Raw genomic sequence first — 19,426 nt, 5'->3', positions numbered from 1 at the left:
GTTTGGGCGACGAACGTTTGGGCGACGAACGTTTGGGCGACGAACGTTTGGGCGACGAACGTTTGGGCGACGAACGTTTGGGCGACGAACGGTTCTATGCGGAGTTTGCGCGGCGGGCGGCCGATCTGTTGCGCCGGTCGCGGTTCGCGGTCGCCGTTACGGCGTCCCAAGTCCGGCCCGATTCGCGGACCGCAGCGGCCTGGGCAGCGATCGTGGCGCTGGAGGCGGACCCGGTGGTGTTCCGCCGCCCCGAGCGCGACGGGCTCGTGGCCGCAATCGCCTCCGTGCTCTTCGAAGGGCCGGAACCGGCCAGCCACCCGGCTGCGGGTGATCAGGCCAGAACCTCACCAGCGAAACCACCCGCCGCCGAAGCCGGGCCCGATTGGCCGGCGGCGGCCCCATCCGGCCGCACGGCGCCCGAACAAGCGAACGAGGCACCGGCAGCCCCCGGCCCCGGCGACCGAATCGCCCGCGAGCCGACCAGCCCGGACCCGACCGGACCCGACGCGACAAGCGCTGCGCCGACCGGTCCTGAGCCCATCGCCCTCGAACCGACTGACCCCGAGCCCGCGGCCCCGGAGCCGGCCCCACTCATCTCGGCCCGCAGCAGGCCAGGTCGAGCCGGAGTCGGCTCCGGCGAACCGGAGCGCACCGTCCTGGTGCTGCCGGACGGCCGACTCGGGGTTCCCACCGCCTGGGCCGGACTCCCGTTCCTGCTCAACACCGCAGCCTCAGCCGGTCTCCCCGGAGCGGCGATCCGCCCAACCCTCACCGGCCGCAGTGTCCGCTGGGTGCTGCACGCCCTGGCCACCCGGATGGTGCCGGCCGACCCGGCCGACCCGGCCGTGCTGGCGCTGTGCGGCCTGACCCCCCAGGACCAGCCACCATCGGCCATCGGGGAGCCACCAACCGCACGAGAACGCCGAGCCCTCGCCCGAATCGCCCGCCGCTGGATCACCGCGACCGCCGACCTACTGGCGAGCGCCCCGAGCGACCCGGCCGCGATGGTTGTCGAGCTGGCCCGCCGCCCCGGCGTCGTGGTGGCCGACCCCGGCTGGATCGGGATTCACCTACCTCTCGCCGACGTGCGGCTCGACGTTCGCCGGGCCGGGCTCGACCTCGACCCCGGCTGGGTGCCCTGGCTCCGGACCGTGGTCCGGTTCGTCTACCGCGGGGGCGACGATGGCTGACCCCCTCGTGCTCCCCGCGCTCAACGGTCACCGGCCCGAGCCACTCGGCGACCGGCTCGCCACCCTGGTCCGGGCGCTCGCCGATCTCGTTGCGCACAACGGCGTACCCGATGGTTTCCTGCGTTCGTTCGCGGCCACCCTGACCGCGCCCGGCACCCCGCCGGTGGACGCGGCCCGGCTTGACGCTCTCGCCGCCCGGCTGGAGCTGACCGGCACCGAGCGGAACCTGGTGCTCCTTGCCGGCCTGCCCGACGAGCACGAGGGGATGGCCGCCACCTTCCGCGGCCTGCACCCGCTGGGCGACCCGTGGCCGACCGCGGGTCTCGCCGCCCAGCTGGGGTATCCCCGCGACCGCGACCGCGGCCCGGTGCGCCGCGAGCTGACCGAGGGCGCTGCCGTCCGAAGTGGACTGTTGCGACTGGCCGGCGAGGGCCCGCTGTTCGAGCGTTCGCTGCGGCTGGCGCCGGCGCTGTGGGACGCGGTGCACGGCGTCGACGCCTGGCCGGCACACATCGGCCGGGTGGCGGCGGATGCTGCCGCGCTCCCCGGCCTGCGTGGCTGGCTCGAGTTGCCGGCCGTGCGGGCGGCTCGCCGCGCGCTGGCCGGCCGCGCCGACCTGCGGGTGCTGATCACCTGCGAGGACGAGCGGGTCGGTCTGAGCCGGGCCGCCGCGCTCGCCGACGCGATCGGGTGCTCGCCGGTGGCCGGCGCGGTGGAAGCCGGCGACCGGGCCGCGGCCACGCTGGTGGCCCTGCACGCGGCCGTCCGTGCCGCCCTTCCGGTGCTGGTGCTGTCGAGTGGCGGTGAGCTCGCGCCGATCGGGGTGCCCGGCCCGGTGCTCGTGGTGACGGCCGGGCACGGGGTTCGCCCGGTCGGGCCGGGTCCGGTGCTGGCGGTGCCGGTCGGCCCGGTCCTCGCCGAGGACCGGCGGCGGGCCTGGCGGGCGGCGTTGCCCGACCTGCACGACCAGGCGGCGGAGCTGGCCGCCCGGCATCCGCTCGATCCGGCGATCGTCGCCGAGGTCGCGGCGGATGTCCGGGCCGCGCAAAGGTCCGGCGCGGCCGGCATCTCGACCGCGATCCGGGTGCGGGCGGGCGCCGAACTGCCGGCCGGGGTCCGCCTCACCACCCCGATCCGCGACCGGTCCCGGCTGGTCCTGCCGGCCGGGTCCGCCGACCAGTTGACCGCGGCGATCGACCGGCTGCGGCTGCAGTCCACGGTGATCGAGGACTGGGGGTTCCGGGCCGGCGCCGGTGCCGACCGGGGCGTACGGCTGCTGTTCAGTGGCCCGCCCGGCACCGGCAAGTCGCTCGCCGCCGAGGTGATCGCGGCCGAGGCCGAGACCGACCTGATCGTGGTGGATGTCTCCGCGGTGGTGTCGAAGTGGATCGGCGAGACCGAGAAGAACCTGGCGGTGGTGTTCGACGTGGCCGAGCGCACCCGGGCGGTGCTGCTGCTGGACGAGGCGGACGCACTGTTCGGCGCGCGCACCGAGGTCAGCGACGCGCACGACCGGTACGCCAACCTGGAGACCGCCTACCTGCTGCAGCGGCTGGACCGGTTCGGCGGGCTTGTGGTGCTGGCCACGAACGTCCGGCAGAACATCGACGCCGCCTTCATCCGCCGGATGGACCACGTGGTCGAGTTCGGGCTGCCGGGGATCGCCGAGCGCCGTGAGCTGTGGCGGCTGCACCTGCCGCCGACCGCTCCGCTTGACGACGACGTCGACCTGGCCGCGCTGGCCGCGATCTACCCGGTGCCGGGGGCGTGGATCCGCAACGCGGCGATCGGCGCGGCGTTCCTCGCGGCCGGCGCGGGCACGTCGATCGCGCTGCGGCATCTGACCGGCGCGATGCGCCGCGAATACACCAAGGCCGTCCGCCCCTATCCGGGGGATCCGGCGACAAGTCCCGAAGGGGTACGCCGATGACGATCGAGTCCCTGCCGTCGACACCGTTCAGCCTGCCGCGCATCACGTTCGGGATGCTGCTGGGTGTCGACGACTTCCGTACCATGCTCGGCCATCCCCGGGCCAAGCACCTGATGCATCAGGCCTGGCTGCACGGCCCGGGGGTGATCCGGGGGTACGAGGTGACGACCGCCGAGCACGAGGTGCGGGTGCGGCCGGGGCTGGCGCTCGACGGGATGGGCCGGGAGCTGCCGTTGCGCACCACGCAGTGCGTCGACGTGGCCGACTGGCTGGCCCGGGGCAACCGGAAGCTGCGCTGGAACTCGAAGCTGAGGCTGAACGTGGTCGCGACCGCCGGTTACCTGTTCACCGACCCGGTGCCGCAGCCCGGGGGAGCGGTGCTCGACCCGCTCGACCCGGCCGCGTCGTCGGCCTCGCGGTACGCCGAGACGGTGACCATCGACCTGGTCGAGGCGCCGAAGCCGGCCCCGGATCCGTTCCGTCAGCTGTACGTCCTGCTCGGACTGGCCTGGCCCCGGCCGGGTGACGTGGGTGACGCGGAGGCGGCCGGGCAGGCGCGGCGCATCGCGAAGCTGGCCCCGGGGGAGCGGCCGCAGGCTTTGCTGGCCGCGTTCCGGGACTTCGCCGGTCGGGCCGTCGCCGCGCTCGGGCCGGCCGAGGACTGGACCGACGCGGACGCGTTCCCGGTGGCCGAGAACGCCGGTCTGGTGCTGGCCCGGGTGGTGGTGACCTCGGGAACCGGCGGTACGCCGCTGCTCGGCTCGCCGGATCTGAGCGTCCGGCGCAGTCTGCTGCCCACCGGCGTACTCCAGGAATTGCTCTGTGGGGTCGGCCCGGCTTTTCCGGGCCGGACGTCCGGGGATCCGGCCGATACCGGCGGGCCTCGGGTGATCCGCGGCTCCGCCGAGTGGCTGGCCGACCGGACGATGTCCGTCGAGGTCACCGCCGATCTGCGGCCCGGCTCGCTGACCCGGACGGCGGTCGCGGTGTCGTCGGTGTCCGACGAGGGGCACTGGGTGGTCGGCGAGGTGAGCGATGTGCGGTACGCGGACCGGACGATCACCGTCCAGCTGCCGCATCCGCCTCGTTACGACCTGGTCCGCTGGCGGGTGCGCGGCACCGGCTCCACTCCCGTGCTCGGCGCCGGCGGCCGCCCGCTGGCCGGGGTCGACGACGGCCCGGCCGCCACCGGTGACGACGGCCGCGACGCGGTCTGGCAGATGAGGGGACCCCAGCGATGACCGACACCATCGTGCGCCTGCACCCGTTCGACGGCCTGTTCTTCCGGGCCCGCCATCTCGATCTGCTCCAGGATTACGTCCGGACGCTGTCCGCGGACAGCACCCGGGCCGGTGGCCGGGGCCCGGTGTACGGCCTGAACGTCACGCTGGACGGACCGAAACTCGCAATCGCACCGGGCTTCGCCGTCACCGGTGCGGGCCGCCTGCTGGTGTCCACCCAGCCGGTCCCGGCGGATCTGCCGACGGCGCCCGCCTCGGGCAGCGCGGCCTGGCTGATCGAGGCGATCTCGGTCGAGGTCGAGGGCGAGCCGGACGAGTTGACCTACACCCGGCTGCCCGGTTCGGCCTCGTCGGACGGCGGACGCCGCAGTTCCACCAAGATCGAAAGATTGGGGGTACGGGTGACCGCGGCGACCGTGCCACCGGGTGTCCTACCGGGCAATCTGCGGTCGGAGGTCGCGGCTGCCCGGTTCGCCGCCGAGCACCCGGCTCCGGGTCTGCCCGGCTCGTGGAGTCCGCCGCCGCCTCCGTCCACCTCGGACGGCGTACCGCTGGCCCTGCTGTTGCGGACCGGCGGGGGCTGGCTGATCGACGTCTGGTCGGTCCGGCGGGATCGCACCGAGCCGTTGCCGGAGCAGCGGCGGCAATGGTCGGCAGGCCTGCGCCCGGCATCGGTCGCCGACGCCGGCCTGCGGCAGTTCCAGGCGCAGCTGGCCGAGCAGCTGGCGGCCGGCGACGAGCTGTTCCTGTCCGAGACGGACGCGGTGACGCTGACCTCGATCGGTTTCCAGGAGCTGCCGCCGGCCGGTTTCCTGCCGCTGCTGGGCGGCCCGCTGCGTCCGTCGGCGTTACGGGCACCGTTCGGTGGCGGCCCGGCGATCCGGGTGTTCGCCTGTGACGAGGCGACCGCCCGGGCGCGGGTCGAGGGGGCCCGGCACCTCGACCGGATCTCGTTGCGCAACACCGCCGAACCCCGGACCGTCGACGTGCTGGTGCCGGGCTCTTGGTCGACGCCGGCCGCGGACGGTTCGGTGACGATCCTCCCGAGCACCTCGTGGGCCGTGTTCGTCCGGCGCGAGCAGGTAGAACCGGAACCGGTGCCCGCCCCGGAACCGGACGAGATCGACCTGTTCGCGGTCACCCCCAAGCCGGCCGACTACGCCAGCACGATTGCCGACGCGAAGGTGAACGCGGCGCCGGCGGATCAGCTCGTCGCCACCCTCGACGGTTCGGCAGTGCCCGGCCTCGACGCGTACCACCAGGTCGCCGCGAAGCTGGCCGGGGCCAACCGGATGACGATGATCGTCGCCGTGCCCGACGAGGACGACCTGCCGCTGGCCAGCCGGCGCGCGGCCCAGGTGCTGTCCGGGTTCGGGGGTGTGGCCGCGACCGCGGACCGGTTGCCGGGAGTGCGGATTGCCGGCCTGTCCCGCCCGGCGATCCGGCTGATCGCGGAGAAGCCGTGACGCCGGTCAGGCGCTGCGGCGGCCACCCAGGACCGGCCGCAGCAGGCCGGTCAGGGCCGGGTGCGGCTCGACGCCGAGCTCGTCGGCCAATAGCCGCCGGTACGCCGCGAACTGGTGGGCCGCCTCGCCCCAGTTCCCGTGCGCGATGTGCGCCTCGATCAGCGCGCGCTGGGCGCTCTCCCGCAGCGGTTCGGCCGCCACCGCGACCAGCGCGGCGCTCACGGCCTCGCCGGGGCTGTACTCGGCGAGCCGGCCGCTCATCAGCTCCAGCGCGTGCAGCAGGCGCTGTCGCAGCCGGTCCCGCTCGCCCAGCACCCAGTCGTCGTACCAGCCGGGGAGCAGGTCGAGCGCGGCCGTCCCGCTCGGGTGCACGGCCAGGTCGGCCGCGGTCGCGGTGCCGGCCTCCAGGCGGTCGGCCCAGGCGCTCACCAGATCGGCGTCAACCAGAACGCCGTCGCGCAGGGTCAGGGTGGCTTTGTCGGCGTCGATCAGTTCGGCGCAGGTGCGGTTGAGTCGCCACAGCGACGAGCGGAGGTTGCCGGCGGCCCGCAGGTCCACCACCTCCGGCCACAGCGTGCCGGCCGCGTGCCGCCGGGACACCTGCCCGTCGTTGAGCGCGACGAACGCGAGCAGCCGCTTGCTGCCCTCGGGAACGTCGATCCGCCGCGCGTCGATCGACACGAACGGGCCACCCAGCAGGTGCACCACGACCGTCCCGGCATCGAGCCGGTCCCCCAACATCGCTCTTACCCAGTCCCGCATCGCTCCGCCCCTCCGCGCATCGCATCCGGGACGGACGCTAGAGCGGCCGGCGTCAACGATTCGTCAACCGCCGCGGGTGCCACGTTGACGGTCCGGTGACGACTGTAGGGAGCTTCCCGAAGCGGCCCGGCCGGCCCGGCGCCTACCGTCGAAAACCATGACGACGTGTGCCGAGATCCGGTTGATCGGTGGGTTCACCCTGGTGCTGCCGAGCGGGCAGACGACAGTGGCGGAGTCCCTGCAGAGGCTCCTGGCATTCCTGGCGCTGCGGGGTCCCACACCGCGCACCGCGCTCGCCGGGACCCTGTGGCCCGGCACCTGCGACGAACGGTCGATGGCCAGCCTGCGCACCGCCGTGTGGCGGCTGCGCCGGCTCGCACCGGGCCTGCTCGTCCGCACCCCGGGCACCCTCGAGTTGAGTCCCGGGGCCCGGATCGACGTGACCCGGCTGGCCGAGTTCGCCGGGCCGGCCTGGCCCAACCTGCTGCCCGGCTGGTACGACGACTGGGTGCTGATGGAACGCGAACGCCTGCGCCACCGCTATCTGCGGATGCTCGAGGCGTCCGCGACCACGGCGCTCGACTCCGGGCAACCGGCCGTCGCGCTCGACCGGGCGCTGGCCGCGGCGGCCGCCGATCCGCTGCGGGAGAGCGCACATCGGCTGGTCATCCGGGCTCTGCTGGCGGACGGGAACCTGGCCGCCGCCCGCCGGCACCTCGGCCTGGTCCGGGTGCTGTTCCGGGAGCACCTCGGGGTCGCGCCGACCGAGCAGCTGACCGACCTGTTCCGTCCGATGGAGGCGGTGCAGCCGATGCAGCCGGTGGCGTGACCGTGACGGCGACCGCCCTATCGTCCCGTCATGTTGCCGCTTACCACGCACTTCAGTGGGCCATGACCGATCCGGCCTTCCTCGTCCAGGTAGCCGCCGTGCTCGTCGCCCGCGCTCTCCGGCCCTCGGACCCGGACCCGGGTCACGACGGCCGCCGGGTGCTGGACGGCCTGCTGACGCTGATCCGCCCGGCTGTGTCCGACGAGGCGTGGCCGGGCGGGGTCGCCGCCGCGCTACGGGCGCGGCTCGCCGCCGACCCCGGCTATGCCGCCGCGGTCCGGGAAGCGGTGCTCAAGGCGTACGCGATCCCGGCACTCGCCCGTCATCTGCCGGATCCGGCTCCGGTGACTCGGTCACATCAACAGTCGCCAGACTTGCCCGGAGCTGGTTCCGCGAACTGATCTCCAGCTTGCGGTACACCCGCGACAGGTGCGCCTCGACCGTCTTGCGCGACAGGAACAGCAGTCCGGCGATCGCCGGATTGCTGTGTCCCCGGGCGGCGGCCATCGCCACCTGCAACTCCTGCGGCGACAGTTGCTGGACCAGTTCCGCGTCCCCGGCCGGCCGGGTCGCCCCGCCGGCGGCGGCCAGTTCGGTGGCGGCCCGTTCGGCGAACGGTTCGGCGCCCAGCCGCCGGAACGTGTGCAGAGCCTCGGCCAGCGGTTCCCGCGAGCCGGCGATCCGGCGGTGCCGGCGCATCACCTCGCCGTGACACAGCGCGGTGCGGGCCTGCTCGAACGGGCGATGACACCGCTCGTGCAGGGCCATCGCGGTCCGGAAATGCCGTTCGGCCGTCGTGGCGTCGGCGGCGAGCAGCCCGCGGCAGCGGTGGACCGCCGCTTCGGCGGCGGACAGGCCGGTCGCGGTGGCCCGCCGCTCGAACGACTCAAGCCGTTCGGCCGCCCGGTCCGGCCGCCCGGCCCGCCAGTACGCCTCGACGAGATCCGGCGCCCAGGGAACCACTCCGGGGTTGTGCAGGCCGTGCCGCCCGGCGAACTCGCGCACCGGTTCCAGGCAGCCGATCGCCTCCTCCGGCCGGCCGGCCGCCAGGTGCAGCAGGCCCAGCACGCCCCGCTCCCAGAACACCAGGCCGCTGATGCCGAGCGGGCCGGACATCTGCCGGGCCTCGGCCAGCCGCCACTCGGCCATCTCGGCTCGGCCCTGCGCCGCGTCCAGCCGAGCCAGCAGCACCTGCACGAACCCGAGCGTCAACGGCTGCCAGGTCTCGCCGGCCAGGCGCAGCGACTCCTCGCCGTCGGCCCGGGCCTGCGCCCACTCGCCGGCCTGCCGCGCGGTCTCGCAGCGGTGGCTGAGGGCGATCGCGAGCGGGCCCAGGGCACCGGCCCGCCGGCACGCGTTCACCACCCGGTCGAGTGTCTGGCGGGCGTCGGCCGGCCGTTCCAGCCAACTCTGCGCGGCACCCAGCATGCTCAGCACCATGCCGTCGGCGACCGGGTCGAGCCGATCCAGGTAGGGGCGCAGCCCGTCGATCTCCCGCCGGGCCGGCCGGGTCTGCCCGCTCAGCGTGTGCGCCTGCGCGAGCACCAGCCGGCTCTGCCCCTGTTCGGCGGCCGCACCCACCCGATCGGCGAGGACCACCGCGCGGTCGCAGAGGGCCACCGCGTCGTCGATGCGGCCCTCGGTGAACGCCGGCAGCACGGCCTCGGAGAGCAGCCGGGCGGCCCCGCGGGGATCGTGGCCGGCCACCGCGTCGGCCGCGCCGACCAGCACCTCCCGTGCGATCGCCGGGGTGCCGCGCATGGTGAGCGCCCGGCCCCGGGTCAGCTCGACCTGGGCGATCATCGCCGGGTCGCCGGTCAGTTCCCGGGCGGTCTCCAGCCAGCCGGCCGCCTCGTCGGCGCGGCCCGCGATGAGGGCCGAGGTGGCCCCGGCCAGCAGCCGGCGGGCCCGGTGATCGGGGCCGGTGGTGAGGGTGGCCGCGCGGTGCAGCATGCGGGTGGCACCGGCGAACCCGAGCCGGTCGTGGGTGCGGTCGGCGGCGGCCTCCAGTTCGGCGGCGAGCGTGTCGTCCGGCCCGGTCGCTCCGGCCGCCCGGTAGAGCAGGGCCTCGTCGCCGGTCGTGGCCGAGGCCAGCGCGGCGTACGCGTCGTGCCGGGCGATCGCGGTCGCGTCGGCCTGGACCACCGACCGGATCAGCGGATGCGCGAAGCAGACCTGGGTGCTGTCGGCGGTGACCAGCCCGGCCGTCCGGGCCGGTTCCAGAGTGGAGCTGTCCAGCCCGAGGGCGTGCAACGGCCCGGTCAGCCGGTCGGCGGCGGCCGAGGAGCTGAGCGCCAGCACGAGCAGGGCCAGCCGGGTCGGGGCGGGCAGCGAATCGAGACGGGCGGCGAACATCCGGCGCACCTCGGCCCCGATCGGTAGTGGGTCCGGCATGGCGAGCCGGGCGGCGAGTTCGGCGGCGCTCAGCCGGCGGCCGATCTCCCGCAGGGCCAGGGGATTCCCGCCGGTGACCGCATGCAGCCGGTCGGCCACGACCGGCGCGACCGGCTCGGTGCTGAGCGACGCGAGCAGGGTGCCGCTCGCCGCCGGGTCGAGGCCGGCGAGGTGGAACGCGGTGAGGCCGGCCGGATCGAAGTCCCGGCCCGGTTCGTCGCGGTGCGCGAGGATCACCAGGACGGCGTCGTTCTCCAGCCGCCGGGCCGCGAACATCAGGGCGGCCGCCGACTCGGTGTCCATCCACTGCGCGTCGTCCACGACGACCAGCACGGGCCGGGTCTCGGCGGCCGCGCTCAGCAGCGTCAGGACGCCGAGGCAGACCGCGTACCGGCCGAGCGACGCGGTGCCGTCGTCCAGGGCGAGCGCGGTGCGCAGCGCGGCGGCCTGTGGCGCGGGCAGCTCGTCGAGATGGGGCAGCAGCGGCCGCAGCAGGTCGCCGAGCGTCGCGAAGGCGAGGGTGGCCTCGGACTTGAGGCCGGTGGCGGCGAGCACGATCATGCCGTCGGCCCGGCCGGCCACGGACCGCAGCACCGTGGTCTTGCCGATCCCGGACTCGCCGAACAGGACGACACCGCCGCCGTGGCCGGCCCGTGCCGATTCCAGGAAGGTGTCGAAATGGCCGAGCACCATCTCGCGCCCGACGATGCGGTCGGTCGACGAAAGTTCCACCGGGATTGTCATGCCGCCACCTCCCCGGCAGGCCCGACACCGCTCGGTTCAGCATGCGGCACGGCCGGTCGCGAGGGGTGTCGCATTTCTTACCTGCTGGACGGCAACACCCGAAGGGGAGAAGGAAACATCCCCCGCCACTCTTAACGTATATCGCACTGGGGGGCTTGCGGCAAGACCCGGGTGGTGACGGAGAATCGTCGGGTCATGCCTGAAATCTGCCCAAAACGGGAGCTGATGACGTGAGTCCGGTTACTGCCAGTGTTTTTGATCTTCGGGCACATCCGGCCAAGGCGGACCCGGCGCTGGTCGCCGTGGACGAGCGGCACTTCGCGGCGATGGCGGCCGGCCTGGACCGGACGATGGCCGAGCTCGGCGAGCGGCTCGAGGTCGCCCGCAAGGCGCCGGCCGGCAAGGGCCGCCAGGCGGTGGACCGCGATCAGGAGGTACGCCGGCTGGAAGGCCGCCTGCGTACGCTTCGGCGTTTCAGTCTTGATCTTTGTCTCGGCCGGATGGCCGGGGCCGACGGGGATGAGCCCGTCTACATCGGACGGCTCGGGCTCACCGATGACGCCGGGCGCCGGCTGCTTGTGGACTGGCGGTCACCGGCCGCCGAACCGTTCTTCGGCGCCACCCACGCCAATCCGATGGGGCTGATCAGCCGTCGCCGTTACCGGTGGAGTCAGGGGCGGATCACCGACTACTGGGACGAGGTGTTCACCCCGGAGGGGCTGGAGGGCCACGCCGCGCTCGACGACCAGTCCGCGTTCATCGCCAGCCTGGGCAGCAATCGCTCGGCCCGGATGCGCGACGTGCTCGGCACGATTCAGGCCGACCAGGACGCCATCATCCGGGCGAGTTCGAACGGCGCGCTGGTGGTCGACGGTGGTCCGGGCACCGGCAAGACCGTCGTCGCCCTGCACCGCACCGCCTACCTGCTCTACTCCGACCCGCGCCTCGGCCAGCGGCACGGCGGCGTGCTGGTGGTCGGCCCGCATCAGCCCTACCTGAACTACATCGCCGACGTGCTGCCCAGCCTCGGCGAACAGGACGTGCAGACCTGCACGCTGCGCGACCTCGTCCCGGAGGGCGCGGCGGCCGGGCCGGAGAAGGACCCTGAGGTGGCCCGGCTGAAGTCGTCGGCCGCAATGGTCAAGGTGATCGAGGCGGCCGTGAAGTTCTACGAGGAACCGCCGGCCAAGGCGACCGCCGGGGTGAGTGCCGCGGACTGGGCCGAGGCGTTCGACTCGGCCGGGCTGGGCGTGCCGCACAACGAGGCCCGCGAGCAGGTCTGGGAAGAGCTGGCCGCGATCGGAGATCCAGACCAAGACTTGCGTACGGCCGTCAACCGCGCCTGGCCCCTGCTGGAAGCGGCCGACCTGGTCGCCGACCTGTGGACGGTGCCCGCCTACCTGCGTAAATGCGCACCCTGGCTCAGCATCGAGGAGGTGCGCCAGTTGCAGCGCCCGGACGGCCAGGCGTGGACGCTGTCCGACCTGCCGCTGCTGGACGCGGCCCGGCAGCGCCTCGGCGACCCGGAGGCAGCCCGGCTCCAGCGCCGCCGGGACGCCGCCACCGCCGTTCAACGCCAGGGCATGGCCCTGGTCCTCGACGACCTGCTCGCCTCGGCGGTGCACGACGACGGCGAGGGCCTGATGAAGATGCTGGTGCAGCAGGACCTGCGGGACGTCCTGGTCGACGAGGCCGTGCTGCCGCGCGCCGACGCCGACCGGCTCGCCGGGCCGTTCGCGCACGTCGTGGTGGACGAGGCGCAGGAGCTCACCGACGCGGAGTGGCAGATGCTGCTGCTGCGCTGCCCGTCCCGCAGTTTCACCATCGTGGGGGACCGTGCGCAGGCCCGGCACGGGTTCACCGAGTCGTGGCGGGAACGGCTCGAGCGGGTCGGGCTGGGCCGGGTCGAACTGTCCGCGCTGACCATCAACTACCGGACGCCGGTCGAGATCATGACCGAGGCCGAGCCGGTCATCCGGGCGGTGCTGCCGGACGCCAACGTGCCCACCTCGATCCGCAGCAGCGGCATCCCGGTCCGGCACGGCGCGGTCGCCGAGCTGGGCGCGATCCTGGCCGGTTGGCCGGGGGAGGGTGTCGCCTGCGTCATCGGGGACGCCGTCATCGAGGAGACGGACCGTATCCGCAGGCTGACCCCGGAGCTGGCCAAGGGCCTGGAGTTCGACCTGGTGGTCCTGATCAACCCGGCCGGCTGGGGCGCGGTGGACCGCTATGTCGCCATGACCCGGGCGACCCAGCAAATGGTGATTTTACAGGATTCCACACCGGACACTGTTTCGCCAAGGTAAATCGATAATCTCACATAGATTGATCACCCGAATGTGACAACCCTAAGGTTCCTCTCAGGTTTTGTTGCATAACGGGGGAAACATCATGCGGCGATCCAGCCATTTTGTGCTGCCATTTTTAGGTCGATTTGCCCTAGCTACCGGGTTGGTAGTAGTGGGCGGGACCTTCGTTCCTACTCCGGACGCCGCGGTCGCGGCCCCGAAACCAGCCTGCACCGCCGAGGCCGCCGACGAGGCGGCCGCGCAGCGCGTGGCCGCCCTCTGCGGTAAGCCGGTGGAGATCCTGACCGACCGCACCGAGGTCTCGCAGACCTGGGCGAACGCCGACGGCTCGCAGACCCTCGAGGTCGGCATCGAGCCGGTCCGGGTGCGCAAGGGCACCGGCTGGGTGCCGGTCGACACCAACCTCAAGGCCACCTCGGCCGGGATCGCACCGCGCGCCTCGGCGCTGCCGCTCACCTTCTCGGGCGGCGGCGCCGGGCCGCTGGCGACCCTGCAGGACGGCGCGAAAGAACTCGCCGTCTCGTTCCCGGGCACGCTGCCGAAGCCGGTGCTGACCGGCGACACCGCGACCTACCGGGACGTGTACCCGGGCGTCGACCTCAAGGTGACCGCGGAGGCCGTCGGCTTCACCGAAGAGCTTGTCGTCCGTACCCGGGAAGCCACCCGCAACCCGAAGCTCGCCGCCCTGAAATTCGGCCTCGCGACCAAGGGTCTGAAGGTGGCGGCGGATGCCGCCGGCGCACTCAGCGCGGTCGACGCCAAGGGCGCGGATGTGTTCACCTCGCCGGCCCCGTTCATGTGGGACTCCTCGGTCGAGGGCGAGGCCGCGGCCTCCGCTCCCGAGGCGCCGCAGCTGAAGGGTGGCGCGAAGCTCGTACCGAAGAAGGACGGGCCGGACAAGAAGACGGCCAAGGAGCGGGCGCGGCGCGCGCCGATGAAGGTCTCGCTGGCCAAGAACGCGATGACCATCGTCCCGGACCAGCAGCTGCTGACCGACCCGGACGCCACCCTGCCGATCCACATCGACCCGGCCTGGACCGGCAGCGTCTCCGGCAGCAGCTGGACCTCGGTCTGGAGCAAGTACAAGACCAGCTCGTTCTGGAAGAACTCGACCGCGCTGACCGACGGCAAGAACTTCGGCTCGGCCGGTGTGGGCCGCACCGAGGACTGCTCCGGGTGCAGCGACCACATCGTCCGGTCGTTCTTCCGGATGGACATCTCGGCGGTCAAGGGCAAGCACATCCTCGACGCGAAGTTCCGCATCGAGCAGCGGCACGCCTGGACGTGCAGCCCCAAGTCCAACGCGAAGCTCTGGCTGACCGGTGCGATCAGCGACAAGACCACCTGGAACAACCAGCCGACCTGGTACAGCGCGTACACCGCGACCACCGCGGCCAACCGCAAGGTCGGCGCGGTGCACGGCTGCGCCGGGCCGGGGGCCGACGAGTTCCCGGTGACCTCGATGGTGGCGCACTCGAACGCGTCGACCACCATGACGGTCGGCCTCAAGGCGATCGACGAGGGCACCAAGAACCAGTGGAAGCGGTTCAACCACTCGTCGCCGAAGCTCGCGATCACGTACAACACCAAGCCCAACGCGCCCGGTGAGCGCAAGTCCGACGGCAAGGCCTGCGCCACCGGCGCTTCCCGGCCGTACGCGCTGACCAGCACGCCGATCCTGGCCGCCAAGCAGACCGATACCGACACCAGTCAGCAGAACCTGACCACCTACTTCTACTGGTGGGCGTCGGGCGGCAGCGCCAACGAGACCAACAAGGTCTCGCAGGCGTCCGGTAACCCGTCGGCCGTCTCCAAGGCGATCCCGACCGGCAAGCTCGCCGACAACACCACCTACATCTGGAAGACCCGCACCTGGGACGGCACCGACTACAGCGACTGGTCCGGCACCTGCGAGTTCACCGCCGACCTGACCGCACCGGCCGCGCCGACCTCGGTCGCCTCGACCAGCTATCCGGTCGACGCGCCGACGGTGCCCGGCTCCGGTGGGGTCGGGCTGGGCGGCAAGTTCACCATCGGGGCGCCGGCCAGCCGGCCGTCCGACATCGTGGCGTACGCGTACACCCTGGACACCGGCGTGCAGGCCAGCGCGGCACCGCTGGTCGCGGCCAAGGCCGACTTCAGTGGTGAGATCCCCAACCTGATCCCGAAGAAGGACGGCGTCAACACGCTGCAGGTGTGGAGCAAGGAGAAGTCCGGTCGCTTCTCGGCCACCCCGTTCACCTACAAGTTCAAGGTGAAGAGCGGGAACGGGCCGGCCGCGTCCTGGGACTTCGACGAGGCCAGCGGCAACGCCGTCGACGGCACCGATCATGGCAACACGCAGACCCTGGCCGGCAGCGCGACCCGGATCGCCGGGCGCTCCGGGGTGGGCCAGGCGCTGTCGCTGAACGGCACCACGGCGTACGCGTCGCAGACCGGTGCCGTGCACTTCCCGCACCCGGACACCGACGTCTCCACCAACGTCGCCACCAACTCCAGCTTCACCGTGGCCGCCTGGGTCAAGCTGGCTGCCACCGGCGGCACCGTCCAGCGGACGGTGATCGCCGCGAACGGCGCCCAGCAGTCGGCCTACTCACTCGGCTATTCCGGTACGGACAACAAGTGGCGTTTCGCCATGGCCGGCTCGGACGTCGCCAGCGCCACGCAGTATCAGGCGCTGTCCAACGCCGCACCGACCGCCGGTAAGTGGACGCACATCGCCGGCACCTTCGACGTGTCCACCAAGAAGCTGACGCTCTTCGTCAACGGTGTCGCGCAGACCACCACCGCGACGCTGACCGGCGGATTCAACGCCGCCACCGACGTCACGATCGGCCGCCGCAAGCTCAACGCGGCCGCCGACGGGTACTTCACCGGCCAGCTCGACGACCTGGCCGTGTACTCGTTCGTGGTGCCGGCCGCCGACCTCGCGCTGCTGACCGCACCGCTGCCGCCGGCGGTGACCTTCCCGGACACCACGCCGCCGGCCCTGGGTAAGGCGGCCACGGTGCGACTGAACGCGGGTGGCGACACCAACGTCACGTCGTACAAGTACAGCTCGCCGTCGGCCATCCTCGACAAGACCGCCACGCCGACCACGGCCGGCGCGACCGCCGACGGTTCGGTCACCCCGACCACGGCCGGCACCACCACGGTGTACGCCCGGTCGGTCGGCGCGAACGGCGCACTCAGCCTGATCGGCACCGCGGAGATGCAGGTGACCGGCGGCGGAACGCTCAGCGGCATGGTGCTCGACGACGTCGACTTCCTGCCGGTGGTGGGCGCGACCGTCACGATCACGCCGAGCGGGCGCACCACCACGACCGCCGACGACGGCACCTACACCTTCACCGACGTGCCGAACGGGTCGGTCACCATCACGGCGACGGTCGGCGGGCGCTGCGGCAAGCGGTTCACCGTCACGGTCCCGCTGGACGGTGACTTCTGGCAGGACCTGGTTGTCTCCGACCCGACCGACGACCTCGGCTACACCTGCGACGAGTCCACCGGCACGTTCGTCACCGCGGCCAGTGCCCTGACGCTGACCGGTGACGACGCGGTGACCACGGTCGCGCTGCCGTTCACCTTCCCGTTCTACGGCCAGAGCTACCGGTCGGCCTGGGTCGACACCAACGGCCTGGTCTCGTTCGCCGACCCGAGCGGCTCGCACCCCGGCGACGGCAAGTCGCTGCCCGGCACCACCACGCCGGACGGCCTGATCGCGCCGTTCTGGGACGACCTGGTGGTCGACTCCTCGTCCAGCGTCAACACCACCAGCACGACGTCCACGTTCGTCGTCGAGTGGCGCAACGTGCTGCGCAAGGGCACCACCACCGAGCGGTTGTCCTTCGAGGCCGTGCTCACCCCGGACGGCAAGGTGACGTTCAACTACACCGGGCTGGACACCGACAACGAGCGCGGCGCCAAGGCCGTGGTCGGCATCGAGGCACCGGACGGCGCGGACGGCCTGACCTACGCGGCGAGCGAGGTCGCGCTGGCCACCGGCAAGACGGTGACCTTCGCGACGCCGGCCGAGATGGACATCCCGGCCACCTACTCGCTGACCGGCAAGGTCCTGAGCATGACCGGGACCGCGGTCTCCGGCGCCAAGGTCACGCTCGACCCGGTCGGGCTGACCGCCACCACCGCGACCGACGGCAGCTACAAGTTCGACGGACTGACCGCCGACACCTACACCGTCTACTCGGCGCAGAACTCCAAGTGCCCGCAGGTCGCCCAGGCGATCGTCGACCTGACCGCGAACACCGTGAAGGACCTGCAGCGGGCACTCGACTACGGCGGCATGGGTTACGCATGCGCCCAGGTCACCGGCACCTTCACCGCGGCCGCCAACGTGGTGACCGCGCTGACCGGCGACGAGGCCACGACCGGGATCACCTTCCCGTTCAGCTTCCCGTTCCACGGCCAGACCTACACCTCGGCCACGGTCAGCACCAACGGCTTCCTCACCTTCGGCTCCGCGCTCGGCACCAACACCTACGCGAACCCGACGATGCCGACGCTGGCCGCGCCGAACGCCGTGGTCGCCCCGTTCTGGGACGACCTGGAGATCGACGCCTCGGCCAGCGTGCGGACCGACACCATCGGCACCGCACCCAACCGCAAGTTCGTGATCGAATGGCGTAACGCGATCTTCCGTCCGAGCGGCCCCGACCGGATCACCTTCGAGGCGGTGTTCAGCGAGACCACCGGCGAGATCGCGTTCAACTACGGCACCCTGACCACCTCGCTGCAGCAGGGCGCGGCGGCCACGATCGGCATCGAGAACGCCTCCGGCACGGTTGCCACGCTCTTCTCCTACCAGGAGGCGCGGATCAACTCGGGCGGCACGATCACCTTCGCGCCGAACGCGGCCGGCACGGTCAGCGGCACCGCTACGGTGGCGGTCACCGGCGGTCCGGCGGCGGGCCTGACGGTCAGCCTCAACCCGGGCGGCCGCACCACGGTCACCGACGCGAGCGGCAACTACTCGTTCAGCGGGGTGCCGGTCGGCGAGTACACCGTGCAGGTGGCGACCGGTGACAGCCGGTGCGCCGGACGGTACGCCCGTAGCATCGTCGACACCCCCGGCGGCACCACCGACGTGGACCTGTCGGTGATGACCGACGGCGACGAGTTCGGCTACAAGTGCACCTCCGGCACGACGACGTTCATCCCGGGCACCACCACCGAGGACTGGACCGGCGACGAGACCACCTGGCAGAAGAACCCGCCGTTCCCGATCAAGCTGTACGGCGAGGCGTACACCTCGGCCTGGATCAACTCCAACGGTGTGCTCGCGTTCAAGGACCCGATGTACTTCGGCTGGATCGGCTCGGTCAACAACGAGCTGCCCACGCCGGGCGCGGAGGGCCAGCCGGACGCCTCGGTCTACCCGCTGTGGGACGACTGGGGTCTGGACACCGCCTCCAGCATCGCCACCACCACGACCGGCACCGCCCCCAACCGCAAGTGGGTGGTGGAGTGGCGCAACGTCTACAACTTCGCCGACACCAGCCTGCGCACCAGCTTCGAGGCGATCATGGGGGAGAACGGCACGATCAGCTTCGCGTACGGGTCGATCCCGGCCACGAGTGCGCTGGCCAAGGGTTCCAGTGCCACGGTCGGTATCGAGAACGGGGCCGGCACCATCGGCTTCCAGTACCTCTACAAGGAGGCGTTGCTCGCCACCGGCCAGGGCGTGACGTTCGTGCCGAGCCAGCCCGGCGTCGGTGCGATCAAGGGCACGGTGACCTGCGAGGGCAACCCGGCCACCGGAGTCTCGGTGAGCGCGGGCGGCATCACCGGCACCACCGGGGCCGACGGCACCTACCGGCTGGACAGCGTGCCCGCCGGTGACTACGCGGTGATCGCGACGCAGACCGGCACCTGTGCGGGCTCGTCGGTCGGCCGGGCCACGGTCGGCACCAACACCGAGCAGGTGGCCGATTTCGGGCTCGCGGCCACGCCGGCCTTCAGCGGTTACACCGTCACCGAGGAAGCCGTCACCTGGACCCCGGCCGACACCACGGTGCTGGCGCTGACCGGCGACGAGGCACTCACCAAGGTGACCCTGCCGTTCCCGGTCACCCACTACGGCAAGTCGTACACGTCGATGTGGGTGGACACCAACGGCCTGGTCGCCTACACGGACCCGGAGACGCCGTCGTCCGACGCGTGGCCGATCCCGTCGCCGCGCAACCCGGAGGAGCCGAACAACGCGGTCTACCCGTTCTGGCACGACTGGGTCGTCGACTCCTCGGCGAGCGTCCGCACCGCGACCCGCGGCACGGCCCCGAACCGGCAGTTCGTCGTCGAATGGCGGAACGTGGCGTCCTACGAGGACCCGAATACCCGGGTCTCGTTCCAGCTGATCATCGACGAGGCGGGCGGCTACCGATTCGCCTACGCCGACATCGACGGCACGTTCCTCGAGCTGGGTGGCGGCGCCACCATCGGCATCGAGAACGAGGACGGCACGACCGCCATCCAGTACGCGTACCGCGCCCCCGTCCTGCGCTCCGGCCTCGGCCTGCGCTTCACCGCCCCCACCGCCTGATC

9 protein-coding genes are annotated in these 19,426 nt (G+C 72.4%); 7 read left to right on the top strand and 2 right to left on the bottom strand.

All coding sequences use genetic code 11. From position 1 onward, the window contains the following. The 4 genes from Ate02nite_RS04550 to Ate02nite_RS04535 all read left to right on the top strand — a co-directional run. On the top strand, positions 1-1,190 hold a 1,190-nt coding region (locus Ate02nite_RS04550), incomplete at its 5' end, for a hypothetical protein (RefSeq protein WP_203799095.1). Beyond that, a complete protein-coding gene (locus tag Ate02nite_RS04545) occupies positions 1,183-3,120 on the top strand; it encodes an AAA family ATPase (protein ID WP_203799093.1) in 1,938 nt (645 codons plus the stop codon). The genes Ate02nite_RS04550 and Ate02nite_RS04545, both read left to right, overlap by 8 nt. Beyond that, entirely contained in the window at positions 3,117-4,361 is a 1,245-nt protein-coding gene (locus Ate02nite_RS04540) for a hypothetical protein (RefSeq protein ID WP_203799091.1), read from the top strand. Before Ate02nite_RS04545 ends, Ate02nite_RS04540 begins: the two co-directional genes overlap by 4 nt. Continuing rightward, entirely contained in the window at positions 4,358-5,827 is a 1,470-nt protein-coding gene (locus Ate02nite_RS04535) for a hypothetical protein (RefSeq protein WP_203799090.1), read from the top strand. Before Ate02nite_RS04540 ends, Ate02nite_RS04535 begins: the two co-directional genes overlap by 4 nt. Before the next feature lie 6 nt (positions 5,828-5,833). Here Ate02nite_RS04535 and Ate02nite_RS04530 read toward each other — a convergent pair whose 3' ends face one another. Further along, a complete protein-coding gene (locus Ate02nite_RS04530; protein ID WP_203799088.1) occupies positions 5,834-6,568 on the bottom strand; it encodes an AfsR/SARP family transcriptional regulator in 735 nt (244 codons plus the stop codon). A gap of 178 nt (positions 6,569-6,746) precedes the next feature. Between Ate02nite_RS04530 and Ate02nite_RS04525 the strand changes: the two genes are divergently transcribed. Further along, on the top strand, positions 6,747-7,418 hold the full coding sequence (locus tag Ate02nite_RS04525; RefSeq protein WP_203799086.1) for an AfsR/SARP family transcriptional regulator: 672 nt from the start codon (positions 6,747-6,749) through the stop codon (positions 7,416-7,418). 291 nt (positions 7,419-7,709) lie between these two features. Here Ate02nite_RS04525 and Ate02nite_RS04520 read toward each other — a convergent pair whose 3' ends face one another. After that, positions 7,710-10,556, bottom strand: coding sequence for a helix-turn-helix transcriptional regulator (locus Ate02nite_RS04520; RefSeq protein ID WP_203799085.1), 2,847 nt, complete (start codon positions 10,554-10,556; stop codon positions 7,710-7,712). 206 nt (positions 10,557-10,762) lie between these two features. On the opposite strand from Ate02nite_RS04520, the gene helR reads away from it, so the two are divergent. Further along, positions 10,763-12,862: an RNA polymerase recycling motor ATPase HelR gene (helR, locus tag Ate02nite_RS04515; RefSeq protein WP_203799108.1), complete on the top strand. Its 2,100-nt coding sequence runs from the start codon at positions 10,763-10,765 to the stop codon at positions 12,860-12,862. Between the two features lie 154 nt (positions 12,863-13,016). Continuing rightward, a complete protein-coding gene (locus tag Ate02nite_RS04510) occupies positions 13,017-19,424 on the top strand; it encodes an NIDO-like domain-containing protein (protein ID WP_239147122.1) in 6,408 nt (2,135 codons plus the stop codon). Positions 19,425-19,426 lie beyond the last annotated feature (2 nt).

Origin of the sequence: Paractinoplanes tereljensis, from assembly GCF_016862435.1 — a bacterium.
Lineage (GTDB): Bacteria > Actinomycetota > Actinomycetes > Mycobacteriales > Micromonosporaceae > Actinoplanes > Actinoplanes tereljensis.
The sequence above is the reverse complement of the archived record's forward strand: the minus strand, read 5'-3'. Positions and strand labels throughout refer to the sequence as shown.